Here is a 14,463-nt window from a genome sequence, read left to right as displayed (position 1 = left end):
GGTCGTCTTTACCGACGAAGCCCCGGCCCTGCTCCTCTATCACCCGGTCTACACCTTTGGCGTGGAAAGCAAGGTGCGTGGCGTCACCATTGGCAAGCTGAACCGTGCGGCCGATCGCTTCCGCACAGTGAGCGAGTGGTACATCGTGACGCAGCGCGTCAGCGCGGGCCAGGCCATCCGGCTTGACAAATCGTCCCCCTGATGGTAATATGCCCACGTTCGATTGCCGAAGTGGCGGAATTGGCAGACGCGCTACGTTCAGGGCGTAGTGGGCATTAGCCCGTGTGGGTTCAAGTCCCTCCTTCGGCACTCAGCAGACAAACAAATTTGGGGGTTGTGCAGATGATCTGCACGGCCCCCAAACTGTTTCCAGGTCATTCGGGAGGAACCGTTGGACAGATCGCGCCCCTGGTTGCGTGCCACGCGTCGCCAGCTTGTCATCGTGATCATCGTCGTGTTGATCGGCGCGTTTGGCGCCGGCTACATCAGTCGCCGCTGGCAACTACAGGCCGTGCAGGTTGAGATGCATCAATGGCAGGCCACCGTGGCGGCCGAAGTCACGCGCACGCAGCGCTTGCAGGCAGAATTGCAAACCGTTCAAAGTCCGGCCTACCTGGAAGAACAGGCACGTGGCTCGCTCGACATGATGCGCCCCGGTGACATTCCGGTGGCGCCCGTGGCGGCGCCCACCCCGGCCGCCGCGCTTGTCACCCCAACACCGGTTCCTGCCTCCCAGTCCGCGTGGCAACGCCTGTTCGCTGCGCTGTTGAGGCGCTGAGGCTTGCAAAACCGCTGCTTGTGAAGATTTGACCAGGTCATCGTTCGGTGGTACAATCTTTCTTGTTGAAAGCGATGCGGGGTGGAGCAGTGGCAGCTCGTTGGGCTCATAACCCAAAGGCCGCAGGTTCGAATCCTGCCCCCGCTACCTGGTTCCTGGGATTTGACAGAAATGACGATGCCAATAAAGGAGGAGAGTTCACACAACTCTCCTCCTTTATGCGTAGAAACTCCATAACCACGGTGACGTAGCTCAGTCGGTAGAGCAAGGAGCTCATAATTCCTGGGTCCCCAGTTCAAGTCTGGGCGTCACCACCTTCAGCGTTGAATTCCTGGCCCCCGGCCAGGAATTCCACTTTTTGGGGGATGATCAACGGTCATGACCACCTTAGCGGATCTTCTGCGGCTGGCCCTACCGCAGGGGACACACCTACTCGCCGGCCAGGAGCACTTGCAGCGTGCAGTCTCCTGGGCTATTTCGTTACGACCTAGTCCGCCAGCATTTCCACACCTCAACGGCGGCGAACTAATCCTGATGGATCTCGCTGACCTGGCCCTGCTCGATCCCTCCCTCTCGCTGGCGCGCGTCATCGCCGATCTCGCGGCGGTGCGTGTGGCCGCTATTGCCGTTTTGGGGACGGTAGACGAAGAAGCCGTCAGCTCTGCCAGCCAGCTTCACAGCCCCTTATTCGCCCTGCCGGTCGGTAGTCGCCTGACCGATGTCGAACGCGAGGCCATCCGGGTCATTGTCAACCGCCAGGCGCAGTTAGAACGCTTCGCGAGCCAGGTCACCCATGAGCTGACCAATCTGCTCGTCAGCGGCGCATCGCTTGACCAGGTCGCGCAAACCCTCGCGCGCCATGCCAACTGCACCATCACCGTTCATGGCCTGCTGGGGGACCTGCTGGCCGCGGCGGCTCCCGGCGGTCGCGGGCTGGACGAAGGGCTGCTGGCCGATTTGCACACCGAAACGGCGCGCCTGTTGCAGGAACAGCCGGGCGAGGCGTCCTTCCTGGCGGCCCTGCCCAACCAGCGTGGCAGTCGCTGGGTCACAATCATCACCAGCAATCATCAACGCTACGGCGCCCTGTCGGCCATTGCGCCGGGCAACGACCTGGACGATGTCGCCAAGCTGGTGGCTGAACGCGGGGCATTGACCTGCGCGCTGGAGCTGGGCCGGCGCCAGACCATCAGCGCCGGCGAGTTGAACCGGCGGCGCCAGTTCATCAGGGATCTGCTGGCCGCGCCGGAGCCGGGCGCGATCAGCCTGGCCCAGCGCGGGCTGCAATGGAGCTTCGAACTGGACCGGCGCCAGGTGAGTTTTTACATCGGATCGGATCAACCGATTCCCATGCCCTTGCTGCACCGCTGCGCGCAACTGGTGGAAGAAGAACTAACCCAGCGCCGCGTCTCCAACCTGGTGACGCCAGAAGAGGAAACCGGCGATATTCTCGTCCTGTGTGGGTTGGGGCCGGGCAAGCCGGCTCGCCGCGGCCGGCGCCTGGCCAAGGCGCTGCACGACCGCCTGGCGGCCCAGTTGCCCACCGTGACCCTGCGTGTCGGCGTTGGGCGTTCGGCCGACGGCGCCGTTGGCTTGATTCAGTCCATCAATGAGGCTGCCCAGGCGCTGCAACTGAGCAAGCGTATCCGCGGCACGGACCCCGTCAGTTACTACGGCGACATGGGGCTTTTTCGCCTCCTGCTGCCTTTACAGGGCAGCGATGTCTTGCGCAAATTCTATGATGAAACGCTCGGTGCGCTGGCCGCGTATGACGCCCGCCAACAGGCCAGCCTGGTCGAAACCCTGGCCGCCTACTTTGCCCACCACGGCAACCTCAGCCGCACCGCCGAAGCCCTCTTCCTGCATCGCAACACCCTTCTCTATCGCATGGAGCGGATCGCGGCCATCATCGGGCATGACCTGAACGACCCTGAGATGCGTTTGCTGCTACAAGTTGCTTTCAAAGTGCAACAATTGCTGTAGGCTGCTGCCTTTCCTGGCGCATGGTCTCGCGGTACTACTTTTTGACGATTGACCGCGTGCCTTCTTTCTGCTATACTACTTCTGCGGACGCTCAATTTGTGGGATCACGCCAGGGCCTGACGAAGGACTGGCAAAGGAGGTAAGCCCTATCCAGACCATCCTGTCTTCCCGTCCGATTCCTATCTGCGTGACGCCACGACCCGATCGAGGTCGTCCCGGCGTATTTTCGACTGCATCCCGGTGATTCAGTTCACCGACAGGCGGTTTGTTCCACCACATCACAGGTACATAGCTTTCAAATCGTCTGATGCAGCCAAAGTTGCTCGTCGTTTCACGTCAAGTTGCAAGGAGAAAGTGCTATGAAGAATCTACCAGTCATCGTGGTAACGATCAGCCTCTTGCTGATCAGTATGTTGGTGACCGCCGGCGCTGGCGCGGTTGCCCCGGTTCCGGCCGATCAACCCCTGCAGATTGTGACCCGCGGCCCGGTCGGTGACGCGCCGCAAAAGGTGTGGACCGCTGAGGAGATGGAGAATGCCATTCCCTACCCCCTGCCGCAAGTTGCAATGCCGTTGAAAGATGGCGCCCCGGTTGAGCCAGACGGTCCGCTGACCATGTCCCCAGGCAGCGCCGGCATGGTCGGTGCGCCCACCGGCGCCGAGGCGGATGCCCTGGCCGAGCTAGGCGCTGTTGAAATGGGCGGCGCGTCGCCCACCGGTTATTCCTACCCCCCGCCCTACACCCGCTTTGGCGTGCCCTGGAACTACCAGGTGTACCCGTTCCGCACCCTGGGCAAGGTTTTCTTCACCTCCGGCGGCTACAACTACGTCTGCTCCGGCTCGGTCGGCTACAATCGCATGATCTGGACAGCCGGTCACTGCGCCTATGACAACTACTACGGAACCTGGCATACGAACTGGGTCTTCGTACCAGCCTATCGCAACGGCGCGGCGCCCTATGGACAGTGGACCCAGTACGACGCGGCCGTGCTGACGGCCTATTCTGCCGGCAACAGCAACTCGATCGCCTATGACTATGCCGCCGTCATCGTCAACGACCGCTATGGGCGCAGCATCGGCAGCACCGTTGGGTATCTGGGCTACATGGCGAATGCCAGCCGCACCCTGCATTGGATGGACTTTGGCTATCCGGCCGCCTCGCCCTTTGCAGGGCAGTATCTGCATCTGAACGCCGCGTCACACGCGCGTGATGATGGCAACTTCTCGCCCAACCCCATCGGCATCGGCACCGATATGACCGGCGGCTGCAGCGGCGGCCCCTGGATCTACAAGTTCGACCAGTACGCCGGCGCTTACAATTACGTCAATGGCGTCAACTCGTACAAATACATCAACCCCAATCAGCCCTACCAAATCTACTCATCGTACTTTGGCAGCGGTGCGGTGACGATATTCGACTGGGGCAACGACTTCTAGAAGGAGCCTCACCTCATCCCCCTTCTGCAAGAAACCCGGCTTCTCGTAGAAGCCGGGTTTCTCATCGGTGCGGGGATGCAAGAAACCCGGCTTCTCGTAGAAGCCGGGTTTCTCTGTATCAATCAGTGAACCTGAACGTCGCCAGCATGGCGTTGCCATAGAGACCGAGCGGCGTCAGTTTGTAGATGTAGTTGTCCCTGGCGACAAAGAAGAACTGATTTGGCGCCATCTCCTGCATCAGCGTCACCTTCAGGCCGGTTACGCCGCTGAGCGTGGTTGGCTCGGTGGCGGCGCTGCTCTTGCCCGGCAGCGGCTGCGCCCGCACCCACTCTTCCAGCGCCTGCGCGTTGCTGCCCCGATCAAAGACTTCGATCAGGAACAGCGGTGGCTGCAGCGCGGCGGTGTCGGACTGGGCCAGCACACGATCCTGGAACGCCACCCGGCATACTGTGGCCGCGCCCTGGTTCGTCACCGCACCTTCCTGCGGCACGTAGTCGGCCGGGGAACCGTTCGGATAGCCAATCTGAAAGTGGCACAACTCACTGCGGTAAAGCTGAAAGTGCGACAGCGCATCCCCCAGATTGCCGCCGGCCGTCGCATCTGGCGCACCGCTCGACCCGCCGCTGGAATCGGCTTGCACCTGACCGCCGCTGGAACCGGCGCTGGCCTGACCAGGTACCTGCGTGCCCGATGAGGTAATCAAGCCGCCGGGCTGATCTCCGGTGGTCGGGGCCGTCTGACCGCCGGTGGTATTGGGGCCGGCTTCGTTACCAATCTGATTCCCGGTGGCCGGGCTGCCCGCCATCTGCGGGGTGGTGCAGGCCGAGAGGGCCAATAACGCCATCATTGCGACCATCAGGGTCTTGAGATACCAATTTCGACCAGTCATTTCATGCCTCCTGCCTTCGTTCGAAACAAGAACTCCGCACCGGGCCTGATTGATGGGGGTCACCCGGTTCGCCTTCCAGACGCAACCATAGTACAATAAGTTCCAACTTACACCAGCGGCGCGGCCTGCGTTCGAACCATCATGCTCTTGCGCCTTTGCGCCCTGGCGTCCCTGCGTTGAAACATCTCTCATCAATCAGTTATGCAATCGTCATTTCGAACGAAGCAGCAGATCATCCCCATCACGCACGAGCAGGCCCGGCGCCGGTCGAATTCGATCGGGCAGCGCCTGCGCTGGCTGCTGCCCGGCATTTTCCTGCTGCTCTGCCTGCACGGTCAGACCCTGGCCGCGCCCTGGCGTCCCTATCCGGTGGCATGTGATTCCACCGATCACTGCCCGCAAGAACCGTCGCCAGGCCGCGGCCGGCCGGCGCCAACCCCGCCCCCGGCCGCGACGCCCCGGCGCCTGGCCGTTTTGCCCTTCCTCGGCGTCAAGTTCGACCTGCCAGAGCCGCCCGCGCCCGAGCCGCTCCCCACGCCGCGCGCCTCCGGGCCGCAGCAACGCTGGCTCCCCTACCTGCCCTGGCTCTACATCAACAGCGCGTTCACGCCGGCCACCCACGGCCCGGTGGTTGGCGCGGTCACCGCCAGCAGCGCTACCGTGTTCGTGCGCACCTTTGGCATGGCCTCCGTGCAGTTGGGCATCTCCACCGCCGCAGATGAACAGGGCGATAGCCGCTGGACCGCGCCCGTCATCACCAGGCGTGAGACCGATTTCACCACCATGATTCCCCTCACCGCCCTGCAAGCAGACACCACCTACTACATCACCGTGCTGGTCAACGGCGTACCGCAGACTGTGGGCGACCTGCCGCGTTTTCGCACCCTTCCCGGCGCGGGCCGGCCGGCCAAGATCGTCTACCTGACCGACTTCGCCACCACCTCGAACCCCGGCACGATCCTGCCCACCAACACCTTTGCCCATGCCGGCGAGGAAAACGCCGATCTGGTCGTGATTGGCGGCGATTTCGATCACCGCGAGCCGCACAGCCTGGAAGACAAGCGCCAGATGTTCAAGGACCTCTACAATGTCAACGATCCCAACATGGCAAGTTTTGTGACCGATGTCCTGTGGACTGCACCGGTCGCGCACATGTGGGACGATCATGACTATGGGCGCAACGACGAAGACAAGGGCTACTTCGGGCGTGAACTGTCGCAGCGCGTCATCCGTGAGTTCTTCCCGCTCTATCCAACCCCATCCAACTACGGCATCTGGCAGAAGATCAACCTGGGACCGGTCGAGATTTTTCTGGTTGATGCGCGCAGTCAGCGCGACAACGTGGATGATCCCGATGGCCCGGAAAAATCTATGCTCGACGGCAACAACCTGGGCATCTACGGCCAGCGCTACTGGCTGGAGCAGGGGCTTTTGCAGTCAACGGCCACCTGGAAACTGCTGATGGTGCAGGTGCCGTTCAACCCGACCGTTCACAAGAGCGATTCCTGGCGCACCTATCAGTTCGAGCGCGACTGGCTGCTCGAACTGGTGCAAAATGCCCGTATCAAGGGCGTGGTGTTCATCTCCGGCGACATGCATGCGGGCGGCATTGACAGCGGCGCGCACAGCGGGCTGCCGGAAATGGTGGTGCCTGCGCCCAACTTCAAGCAATGCCTGTCCGTCTACGGTGCGGACCGCAGCATGTTTGGCAGTGGGCTTTGGGATAAGGGCACCTATTGGTATTCGAGTGAGTATCGGTCGTGCAACGGTTACGGGGTAATCACCGCCAGCGCCAATCCGCCGCAGCTCCGCCTGGAAGTCAAAGACAGCGAAGGCGCCGTGCGCATCGCCTACAACGTGCCGTGGCGCTGAGGTTTGTGCAAACTGCCCAATCATGGGTTTCTCTCCTCAGTCGGTTTGACGCTGGCTGACCGCGCGCCGGCGCCGTATACTAGGCCCTCACGATATTATGGGGAGGTTTGCGCGCATGGCGATTGATCAGGCCCAGGCTGAACGGGTCACCGAAATCATGGCGACACAGCGGGTGCGTTTCATCAACCTACAGTTCAGTGACATTGTGGGCATTGTCAAACAGGTCACGATCCCGGCTTCGCAGTGGAACGTCGCTGTGGATCATGGCATCTGGTTCGACGGCTCTTCGATCGAGGGCTTTGCCCGCGTGGCCGAGAGCGACATGTACCTGGTGCCAGACCTGGGCACTTTTGCCGTCATCCCCTGGGAGAGCGACCATCTGGCTACAGCCCGCGTCATCTGCGATGTCTACATGCCCAACGGCTCACCGTTCACCGGTGATCCGCGCTACGTGCTCAAGCGCGCAATGGCTGATGCGGCCGCCCTGGGCTTTGTCTACAACACCGGGCCAGAACTGGAGTTTTTCCTCTTCAAGCCCCGGACCGATGGCGCGCTGAGCACCATCCCGCATGACGAGGCTGGCTACTTCGATGTCAGCACCGACCTGGCCCACAATGTGCGGCGCCAGATGGTAGAAGCGCTGGAGACGTTGGGTATCGAGGTGGAAGCGACCCATCATGAGGTGGCGGTGGGCCAGCACGAGGTTGATTTTCGCTATGACCACGCGCTGCGCACCGCCGACAATGTCATCACCCTGCGCACCACGCTGAAGGCCATTGCCCAACGCAACGGCCTCTACTGCACCTTCATGCCCAAACCGATCACCGGCATCAACGGCTCCGGCATGCATACGCACCAAAGCCTGAGCGATGTCAAGACCGGCAAGAACCTTTTTGCCGCGCCCAGCAGTCAATATGGCCTCTCGGAACTGGCCCTGCGCTTTATTGCCGGCCAGTTGGAGCACGCGCGCGGCATGTCTGCCATCATTGCGCCGTTGGTCAACTCGTACAAACGCCTGGTGCCCGGCTTCGAAGCGCCGACCTACATCACCTGGGCGCGCATCAACCGTTCGGCCCTGATTCGGGTGCCGCGCATCAACGCCGAGCGCACCGCCTCCACGCGCATCGAGCTGCGCTGTCCAGATCCGGCGGCCAATCCCTACCTGGCCTTTGCCGTGATGCTCACCGCGGGCCTGGATGGCATCCAGCGCAAACTGAAGCCGCCAGAGCCGGCCGAAGAGAATCTGTATCACATGGACGTGGCGCGGCGCAGTCTGCCGGCCATGCCGCGCTCGTTGGGCGAAGCCCTGGAGGAGTTGAAGCGCGACGAGGTGATCCAGGTTGCGCTGGGCGCGCACCTGTTCGAGCGTTACATCGAAGCCAAAACCAGCGAATGGGACGACTACCGCCGCACGGTCAGTCAGTGGGAAGTGGATCGTTACTTACCGATCTACTGAAGCGCGTGCGATCCACCCGGAGAGAACGGGCGGCCTAGGCATAAATCGGCGCCTCGATCTGCCGGCTCTCGATGGTCAGGGGAAGGCCCTGTGCTCGGCGCACATCCAGGCAAAGCTGGATCGCCTCCTGAATGTTGCGAAGCGCCTCCGCTTCTGTCTCTCCCTGACTCACACCCTCGAACACCTCAGCACATGATAGCCTACAGCGCAACCTCAGCCGATTGCGGCCGCGGCACAAAGGTCGCGCTTTGATACGGCCCCTGGCGCAGTGCCTCCCAGGCGTTGATCGGGTCGAGCAGCGCGGCGCGGAAGATGGCCTGCCCGGGCAGGCCGGCCGTGCGCGTGATGTCAATGCGACGGCAGATTTCGGCCGCATCAATGCGTTCAGCGCTAATGCCGGCATAGACCGATAACCCCTCCGTCTCGGCCGCGTAGGCCTGCACCACCTGCTCGAAATAGGGCGTGTTGGCCGCCGGGCCAAGAATAGAGCCGTAGAGCATGGGCGCAATCGTGTCAATCACCCCCTGGCGCAACCAACCAATCGAATCCTGGCAGTAGGAAGTATAGCCGTCGGTGTTGGGATACCAGGTCCAGGCGGCCTTGCGCCGATAGACCGGCCAGACCGCCGCGCTCAGCGCCAAGCCAGGCTTCAGTTCACGTATCAGGCGATGAATGGCGGACACCAGGGCCGTTACCTGGCGGCGCTGCCATTCGGGATGAGTCAGCTCTGGCTCCAGGGCGCGGTCGGCCGCGTAGCGCGCCTGCGTCACCGGGTCCCACGAAAAGAGCGAGGAAGAGTAACGCACATGATCCAGGTGCAGTCCGTCCAAGTAGTAGTGTAGCAGAAGGTCCCGACACACCTGCAGCACCCGCTCGGCCACCGCCCAATGCCCAGGGCTGCCGTAGAGATAGCTATCACTCAGCCCCATGGCGCCGGTCTCGCGGCCCCATTGTTTCCACTGGTCGCCATACAGATTAGTGAACTGTGTGATCATGGGCGTTGGAGTGACATCAGACGGCGGCAGTTCTGTGCCCTGCCAGGCGGGATAGACATTGAGCCAGGTGTGTACCTCAAGCCCGGCCTGGTGCGCAACCTGGATCGTCAGCGCCAATGGGTCCCAATCAGGCACGCCGCCCAGGCGGCCGGTCAATCGTTCGTCCCACGGCTCCAGGGCCGAGCGATAGAAGGCGGTGGCCGCCGGACGCACCTGCAGCCAAATTTGGTTGAAATTGGCCGCAGCGGCCTTGTCAATCACCCGGCGCATGTCATCGGCGCTGCGAAAATCGAAGCGTGAGACCCACAGCGCCCGCCCCTCTTCCAGGCCGAGGCCGATCCCGCGCGCCATGGGCGCCATCGGTCGCGTGCCGGCGGCCGCCGTCTCACGTGTAGCCGGCAGATCAACGTGCGGCGGCGGCGTCATCGCATAGAGATCCGGATAATCCTGATTGGCTGCGTCTGTCAAAGACGGTGCATCAACGGGTGAAACTGCAGGAGAGCTGGCTCTTGTCATGGCGATTTTTGACTCCTGTGGTATCATAGGCCACCAACTGGGGCGCCATTCTGCTGCCAGAGTCTAACACAAGCGCGCTGAAAGCCCAAATTGCAGCTGGCAAAAACCGGGACTTTCTTCCCACAGTCCCACAGGCCTTTTCGTGGGCGCCCGGTGAGGGAAAATCGTTGCGGAATTGGGCCTACATCAAACAGTGGTTCACCGCAGTAAATTCATGGGGCCGCGCGGGCGTGACCGGCTTGACGCAACGAGTGGTGGTGAAAGAAAACCGAAAGAAAACCGAAAGAAAGTCAAGAGAAAGTCAAGAGAAAGCCGAAAGAAAGTCAATCTTATGAAACGATTTTATGAATCCACAAGGCGTGTACCGGGGTGGCTGCTGGTGACCGGCGCGCTGCTCCTGCTGCTCGGCGCGTGTACGCAGACAAGCCCCCAAAACCCTGGTGCGGACCAGGCCACGGCCGCGCCGGTCGCGGCGGCGACAGGCGGCCAGCCTCAACCGGCGGCGGCCGCCACACCCACTAACGTGCCGGCCGTCAAATCGGTCGGCGATCCGGCCGCGGTAACCGAAGGCCAGACCGCCGAGGGCGATTGGTTCCGCGGCGATCCCAACGCGCCGGTGACGCTGGTCGAATTTTCCGATTACCAGTGCCCGTTCTGCTCGCGCCATGTCTCGCAGACCGCGCCGCTCATCGAAGATCAGTACGTCAAAAAGGGGCTGGTCAAGCATGTGTTCAAGGATTTCCCGCTGAACAGCATTCACCCGCAGGCGGCCAAGGCGGCGAAAGCGGCGCAGTGCGCGGCGCAGCAGCAGTTCTGGGCCATGCACGACAAGCTGTTTGCCTTGCAGCAGGCCTGGTCGGGCAAGACCGAAGCGCCGGAGATCTTCAAGGAATACGCGGTTGATCTTGGCCTCGACAGCGCCGCGTTCAATGAATGCCTTGATTCGGGCCAGTTCGCGGCCGAGGTCGCCAAAGACCTGCAGGAAGGCGCGCAGAGCGGCGTCACCGGCACGCCGGCCTTCTTCATCAACGCCTGGTTTGTCTCCGGCGCGCAGTCGTTCGAGGTCTTTCAGCAGACCATTAGCAAGGCGCAGTCTGGTCAACTGCCCGCACCCACGCCGACGCCGCTCCCGCAGGGTGTTGACCCCTTTGCCCCTGACCCGGCACACCCTGGCCTGACCTACAGCGGCTATCATTACCGGGGTAACAGCGCAGCACCGATTCTCATCATCGAGTTCTCGGACTTTCAGTGCCCCTACTGCCTGCAGCACTACCAGCAAGCGGAACCCAAGATTGATACGAACTGGGTAGATAAGGATCTGGTGCGCATGGTGTTCGTGCATTTCCCGCTGCCCATCCATCCCCAGGCGCCCAAGGCGGCCGAGGCTTCGGAGTGCGCCGCGACCCAGGGCAAATTCTGGGAGATGCACGATGTGCTGTTTAGCAAACAGGCGCTGTGGTCCGGTAAGAGCAACGCGCCGGAGATCTTCAAGACCTACGCGCAGGACCTGGGCCTTGACGCCGGCAAGTTCAACGAGTGCCTCGATTCAGGCCAGATGGAAGCGAAGGTGCAGGATGGCCTGGACTTGGGGCAACAGGCGCAGGTGCGTGGCACGCCCAACTTCTTCCTCATCAAGGACGGGCAGGGAACCCGCATCCCGGGCGCGCTGCCCTACGAGCAGTTCGACCAGGCCCTGACCGAGATTCTAACCGGTGCTCAGCAAGGCCCGCAGACGGCGCCCACAGTCACACAGTGATGGCTCCCCCCCGCCAGCCGATATAACAAGATGCTCTCCTCAACCCCTTCCCCCTTTCTCCTCTCCGTATGACGGAGAGGAGAAGGGGCCGGGGGTTGAGGAGAGGACTAAGGACTGCCAGGAATGAGCTTCACCCACACCCAAACCCAACAAACACCATCGGCTTTCACCTATGTCACCGTCGTTTCCGGCCTGCCGCGCTCCGGCACCTCCATGATGATGCAGATGCTGGCGGCCGGCGGGCTGAGCGCGATGACCGACGCCATTCGCCAGGCCGATGCGGACAACCCAGCGGTTACTTCGAGGTGGAGCGAGTCAAGCGCCTGAAGGATGGCGACGGCGCCTGGATGAGCGAGGCGCAGGGCAAGGCGATCAAGATCATTTCGGCCCTGCTGGAGCATCTGCCGTCCAACCAGCGCTACAAGGTCATCTTCATGCAGCGCACCCTGGCCGAGACGCTGGCCTCACAGCGCAAGATGCTCATCCATCGCGGGGAAGACCCGGCCCGCATTGATGACGCGGAGTTGACGCGCCTTTTCCAAAAGCATCTGCAGAAAGTCGAGGCCTGGCTGGCCGGCCAGCCCAACATCACGGTGCTCTATGTGAACTACAACGAGATGATCGCCGCGCCGTCACCCTTCCTTACGCAGATCAACCGCTTTCTCGACCAACGCCTGGATAGTGAACAGATGCTGGCGGCCGTTGATCGAACCCTGTATCGCAATCGCGCCGCCTGACTTGACTTGAAAGGAAACAGAACGGTCATGCAGCAACCGTGGCGCCTGGTCACACGTGGGGCATCGCTCGGCGCCCTGACCGGCGTGGTCCTGGCTTCGATCTATGCGGCCCTGGCCGTTCCCGCGCTGGCCTTTTGGCTGCTGTTGACCAACAGCAACAACGGCCGCCTGCTGGACGCCCTGGTCGGCGTGACTCTGCTGTCCCTGTGCGCCGGGCCGTTCGCATTCGTGCTCGGCATCGCGCCGGCCGCGCTCCTGGGCCTGGTAGGCGGCACGCTGCTGGGCGCGATCTTCATCCCGCTGCACGATCACATCAACGACATGGGTCGTGCGGCCATTGGCGCCAGCCTGGGGCTGCTGGTCGCAGCCATCGCCCTGCTGACCCTCAACGAGGGGCTGATTGATCCGGCCAAACCGGGCCTTGCTGGCTACTACCTCTTCTTCTTCTGGCTGGTCGGCCCTTCGCTCCTGGCCATCGTGGGTTTTGCCTGGGTGGGGTGGCGGCTCGGTCATGGAACAAGCAGACAGCCACTGACGAAACCACTTCGTGAAAATTAGTAAAATTCGTGGCAGAGAAAGCTGGGCGGATTTTTGCCACGAATTGCACGAATTGACACGAAAAGGCCCTGGAATTCGTGAAAATTAGTGAAATTCGTGGCAGAGAAAGCTGGGCGGATTTTTGCCACATAGAACACAAAGAGCGCAAAGACGCCGCCAATCTGCGAATCTTCTGCCGTTGCTCTGTGTTCTATACGTTCCTTGTGGTCAATCGTCCGCCCAATTCGGAATTGCTGCCCCCAAATTTTGCCTCTTGACAGATCGCTGCGCGCGTGCTATGCTGTGACCAGCCACAAGAATGCCCCCCGCTTTCCGAGTCGCCTCCCGAATTCGGAAGTCCCCGGCGAGAGACCGCTCCCGCCCGCGACCTCCTTCAGCAGTCAGGAAAATGTCCCTGACCCCATCCGCTTCGATTGCTGCACGAAAGGAGTCCGTTGTCATGTTACGCCGCTCTTCTGTTTTCTATTATTTTCTCTTTTCTACTTCTACTTTCTCTCCCCTCTCCTCCCGACATTCTGCTCGCGGCCGGCTCGCGCCGCGCCTGTCGTCGTTGGTTCATCTGCTGGTAGTTTGCAGTCTGCTCTTTTCCACGGCGGCTGCTGCTACCCCCCACTCCAGATAAATACCACTACTGAACCCATGTCCCCTGATCCCAATTTCGATCTCATTTCCGATCCCGATGCGACGCCCGCGCCTGCGCCGGTGCAGTTGACGCTGGCCGCGGCGCCGACGCAGGTGGAGCCGTCCGGGGTGGTGACCTACACCGTGGTCATCAGCAACACCCTGGCCGACCGCACCCTGACCGGGCTGGTGGTGAGCGATACGTTGCCGCTGGAACTGACCTACTGGCCGGCCGGGGGGGGAATTTCAGCTACGTGAGGCCGAACGCCGGCTGGAATGGGCCATCGGTCAACTGGCTGCGGGCGCGACGCTGACCGGCACGTTCCAGGCGCAGGCGCTGGCGGAGGTCAGCGGCCAGGTCATCACCAACACCGCGGCCATCGTGAGCGAGGAGGTGGGCGCGGCGGTGCAGGCCAGTGCGGCGATCACGATCACCGCAGCGCCCTGCCTGGGTGAGGACTGTGCGCCGACGCCCACGGCCGAACCGCCGACCGCCACGCCGACGGCGACACCGACGAATGAGCCGCCCTGCCTGGGGTTCGAGTGTACGCCGACGCCGACGGCCACACCGACGGATGTGCCGCTGACGGCCACACCGACGGCGACCCCCACGGCCACACCGTCGCCCTGCCAGGATGATGAGGGGTGTACGCCGACGCCGACGGCCACCTGGACGCCGACGCCTGGGCCGGATGAGGTGTGGTTGACGCCGGGCGAGGGCGGGTGCTGCTCAGCGCGGATGGACGGGTGCAGGTGGAGGCGCGGCCGGGCGCAGTGCGCCGGCTCTGCTGCGCTATCGGCCGCACGAGAGCGATCCCGATCAGCCGGCGAACCTTGATTTCCTGTTCGAGTTGAGCGCCACGGAG

The 14,463-nt window shown here is 62.3% G+C and carries 16 protein-coding genes and 3 tRNA genes; 15 read left to right on the top strand and 4 right to left on the bottom strand.

The window, feature by feature from the left end:
* The 7 genes from IPF85_RS13295 to IPF85_RS13265 form a co-directional block, all read left to right on the top strand.
* Positions 1-202 (top strand): hypothetical protein (locus tag IPF85_RS13295; RefSeq protein ID WP_343408562.1); only part of this gene is annotated, 202 nt, incomplete at its 5' end.
* Between the two features lie 23 nt (positions 203-225).
* Positions 226-309 (top strand) — tRNA-Leu (locus tag IPF85_RS13290).
* Positions 310-391: 82 nt separating this feature from the next.
* On the top strand, positions 392-778 hold the full coding sequence (locus IPF85_RS13285) for a septum formation initiator family protein (RefSeq protein ID WP_343408561.1): 387 nt from the start codon (positions 392-394) through the stop codon (positions 776-778).
* Between the two features lie 75 nt (positions 779-853).
* A tRNA-Met gene (locus IPF85_RS13280) sits at positions 854-925 on the top strand.
* A gap of 94 nt (positions 926-1,019) precedes the next feature.
* A tRNA-Met gene (locus IPF85_RS13275) sits at positions 1,020-1,092 on the top strand.
* 64 nt (positions 1,093-1,156) lie between these two features.
* A complete protein-coding gene (locus tag IPF85_RS13270; RefSeq protein ID WP_343408560.1) occupies positions 1,157-2,761 on the top strand; it encodes a helix-turn-helix domain-containing protein in 1,605 nt (534 codons plus the stop codon).
* 359 nt (positions 2,762-3,120) lie between these two features.
* The gene (locus IPF85_RS13265) at positions 3,121-4,197 is read left to right on the top strand and encodes a trypsin-like serine protease (protein ID WP_343408559.1); all 1,077 of its coding nucleotides are present in this window, start codon (positions 3,121-3,123) and stop codon (positions 4,195-4,197) included.
* A gap of 118 nt (positions 4,198-4,315) precedes the next feature.
* Here the strand turns inward: IPF85_RS13265 and IPF85_RS13260 are convergent, their stop codons facing one another.
* Positions 4,316-5,086, bottom strand: coding sequence for a hypothetical protein (locus tag IPF85_RS13260; protein WP_343408558.1), 771 nt, complete (start codon positions 5,084-5,086; stop codon positions 4,316-4,318).
* A 201-nt stretch (positions 5,087-5,287) separates the two neighbouring features.
* On the opposite strand from IPF85_RS13260, the gene IPF85_RS13255 reads away from it, so the two are divergent.
* On the top strand, positions 5,288-6,958 hold the full coding sequence (locus IPF85_RS13255; protein ID WP_343408557.1) for an alkaline phosphatase D family protein: 1,671 nt from the start codon (positions 5,288-5,290) through the stop codon (positions 6,956-6,958).
* Positions 6,959-7,073: 115 nt separating this feature from the next.
* Entirely contained in the window at positions 7,074-8,414 is a 1,341-nt protein-coding gene (glnA, locus tag IPF85_RS13250; protein ID WP_343408556.1) for a type I glutamate--ammonia ligase, read from the top strand.
* Between the two features lie 34 nt (positions 8,415-8,448).
* Here the strand turns inward: glnA and IPF85_RS13245 are convergent, their stop codons facing one another.
* Together IPF85_RS13245 and IPF85_RS13240 are read right to left on the bottom strand one after the other, a co-directional pair.
* Positions 8,449-8,631 (bottom strand): type II toxin-antitoxin system HicB family antitoxin, encoded by a 183-nt coding sequence (locus IPF85_RS13245; RefSeq protein ID WP_343408567.1) that lies wholly within the window; start codon positions 8,629-8,631, stop codon positions 8,449-8,451.
* On the bottom strand, positions 8,615-9,877 hold the full coding sequence (locus IPF85_RS13240) for a family 10 glycosylhydrolase (protein ID WP_343408555.1): 1,263 nt from the start codon (positions 9,875-9,877) through the stop codon (positions 8,615-8,617). The genes IPF85_RS13245 and IPF85_RS13240 overlap by 17 nt, the downstream gene beginning before the upstream one ends.
* 379 nt (positions 9,878-10,256) lie before the next feature.
* On the opposite strand from IPF85_RS13240, the gene IPF85_RS13235 reads away from it, so the two are divergent.
* The 5 genes from IPF85_RS13235 (at position 10,257) to IPF85_RS13215 (ending at position 13,855) form a co-directional block, all read left to right on the top strand.
* On the top strand, positions 10,257-11,681 hold the full coding sequence (locus IPF85_RS13235) for a thioredoxin domain-containing protein (RefSeq protein ID WP_343408554.1): 1,425 nt from the start codon (positions 10,257-10,259) through the stop codon (positions 11,679-11,681).
* Positions 11,682-11,804: 123 nt separating this feature from the next.
* Positions 11,805-12,008: a hypothetical protein gene (locus IPF85_RS13230; RefSeq protein ID WP_343408553.1), complete on the top strand. Its 204-nt coding sequence runs from the start codon at positions 11,805-11,807 to the stop codon at positions 12,006-12,008.
* The gene (locus tag IPF85_RS13225) at positions 11,987-12,418 is read left to right on the top strand and encodes a sulfotransferase family protein (RefSeq protein WP_343408552.1); all 432 of its coding nucleotides are present in this window, start codon (positions 11,987-11,989) and stop codon (positions 12,416-12,418) included. The genes IPF85_RS13230 and IPF85_RS13225 overlap by 22 nt, the downstream gene beginning before the upstream one ends.
* Before the next feature lie 27 nt (positions 12,419-12,445).
* Positions 12,446-12,976 carry a hypothetical protein gene (locus IPF85_RS13220; protein ID WP_343408551.1) on the top strand — a complete coding sequence of 177 codons (531 nt, stop codon included), beginning with the start codon at positions 12,446-12,448 and terminating at the stop codon, positions 12,974-12,976.
* A 639-nt stretch (positions 12,977-13,615) separates the two neighbouring features.
* On the top strand, positions 13,616-13,855 hold the full coding sequence (locus tag IPF85_RS13215; protein WP_343408550.1) for a hypothetical protein: 240 nt from the start codon (positions 13,616-13,618) through the stop codon (positions 13,853-13,855).
* A 30-nt stretch (positions 13,856-13,885) separates the two neighbouring features.
* Here IPF85_RS13215 and IPF85_RS13210 read toward each other — a convergent pair whose 3' ends face one another.
* A complete protein-coding gene (locus IPF85_RS13210) occupies positions 13,886-14,026 on the bottom strand; it encodes a hypothetical protein (protein WP_343408549.1) in 141 nt (46 codons plus the stop codon).
* Between IPF85_RS13210 and IPF85_RS13205 the strand changes: the two genes are divergently transcribed.
* Positions 14,004-14,435, top strand: coding sequence for a hypothetical protein (locus IPF85_RS13205; RefSeq protein ID WP_343408548.1), 432 nt, complete (start codon positions 14,004-14,006; stop codon positions 14,433-14,435). The genes IPF85_RS13210 and IPF85_RS13205 overlap by 23 nt on opposite strands.
* Positions 14,436-14,463 lie beyond the last annotated feature (28 nt).

This window comes from Candidatus Amarolinea dominans (genome assembly GCF_016704685.1).
GTDB classification, from domain to species: Bacteria; Chloroflexota; Anaerolineae; order SSC4; family Amarolineaceae; genus Amarolinea; species Amarolinea dominans.
The sequence above is the reverse complement of the archived record's forward strand: the minus strand, read 5'-3'. Positions and strand labels throughout refer to the sequence as shown.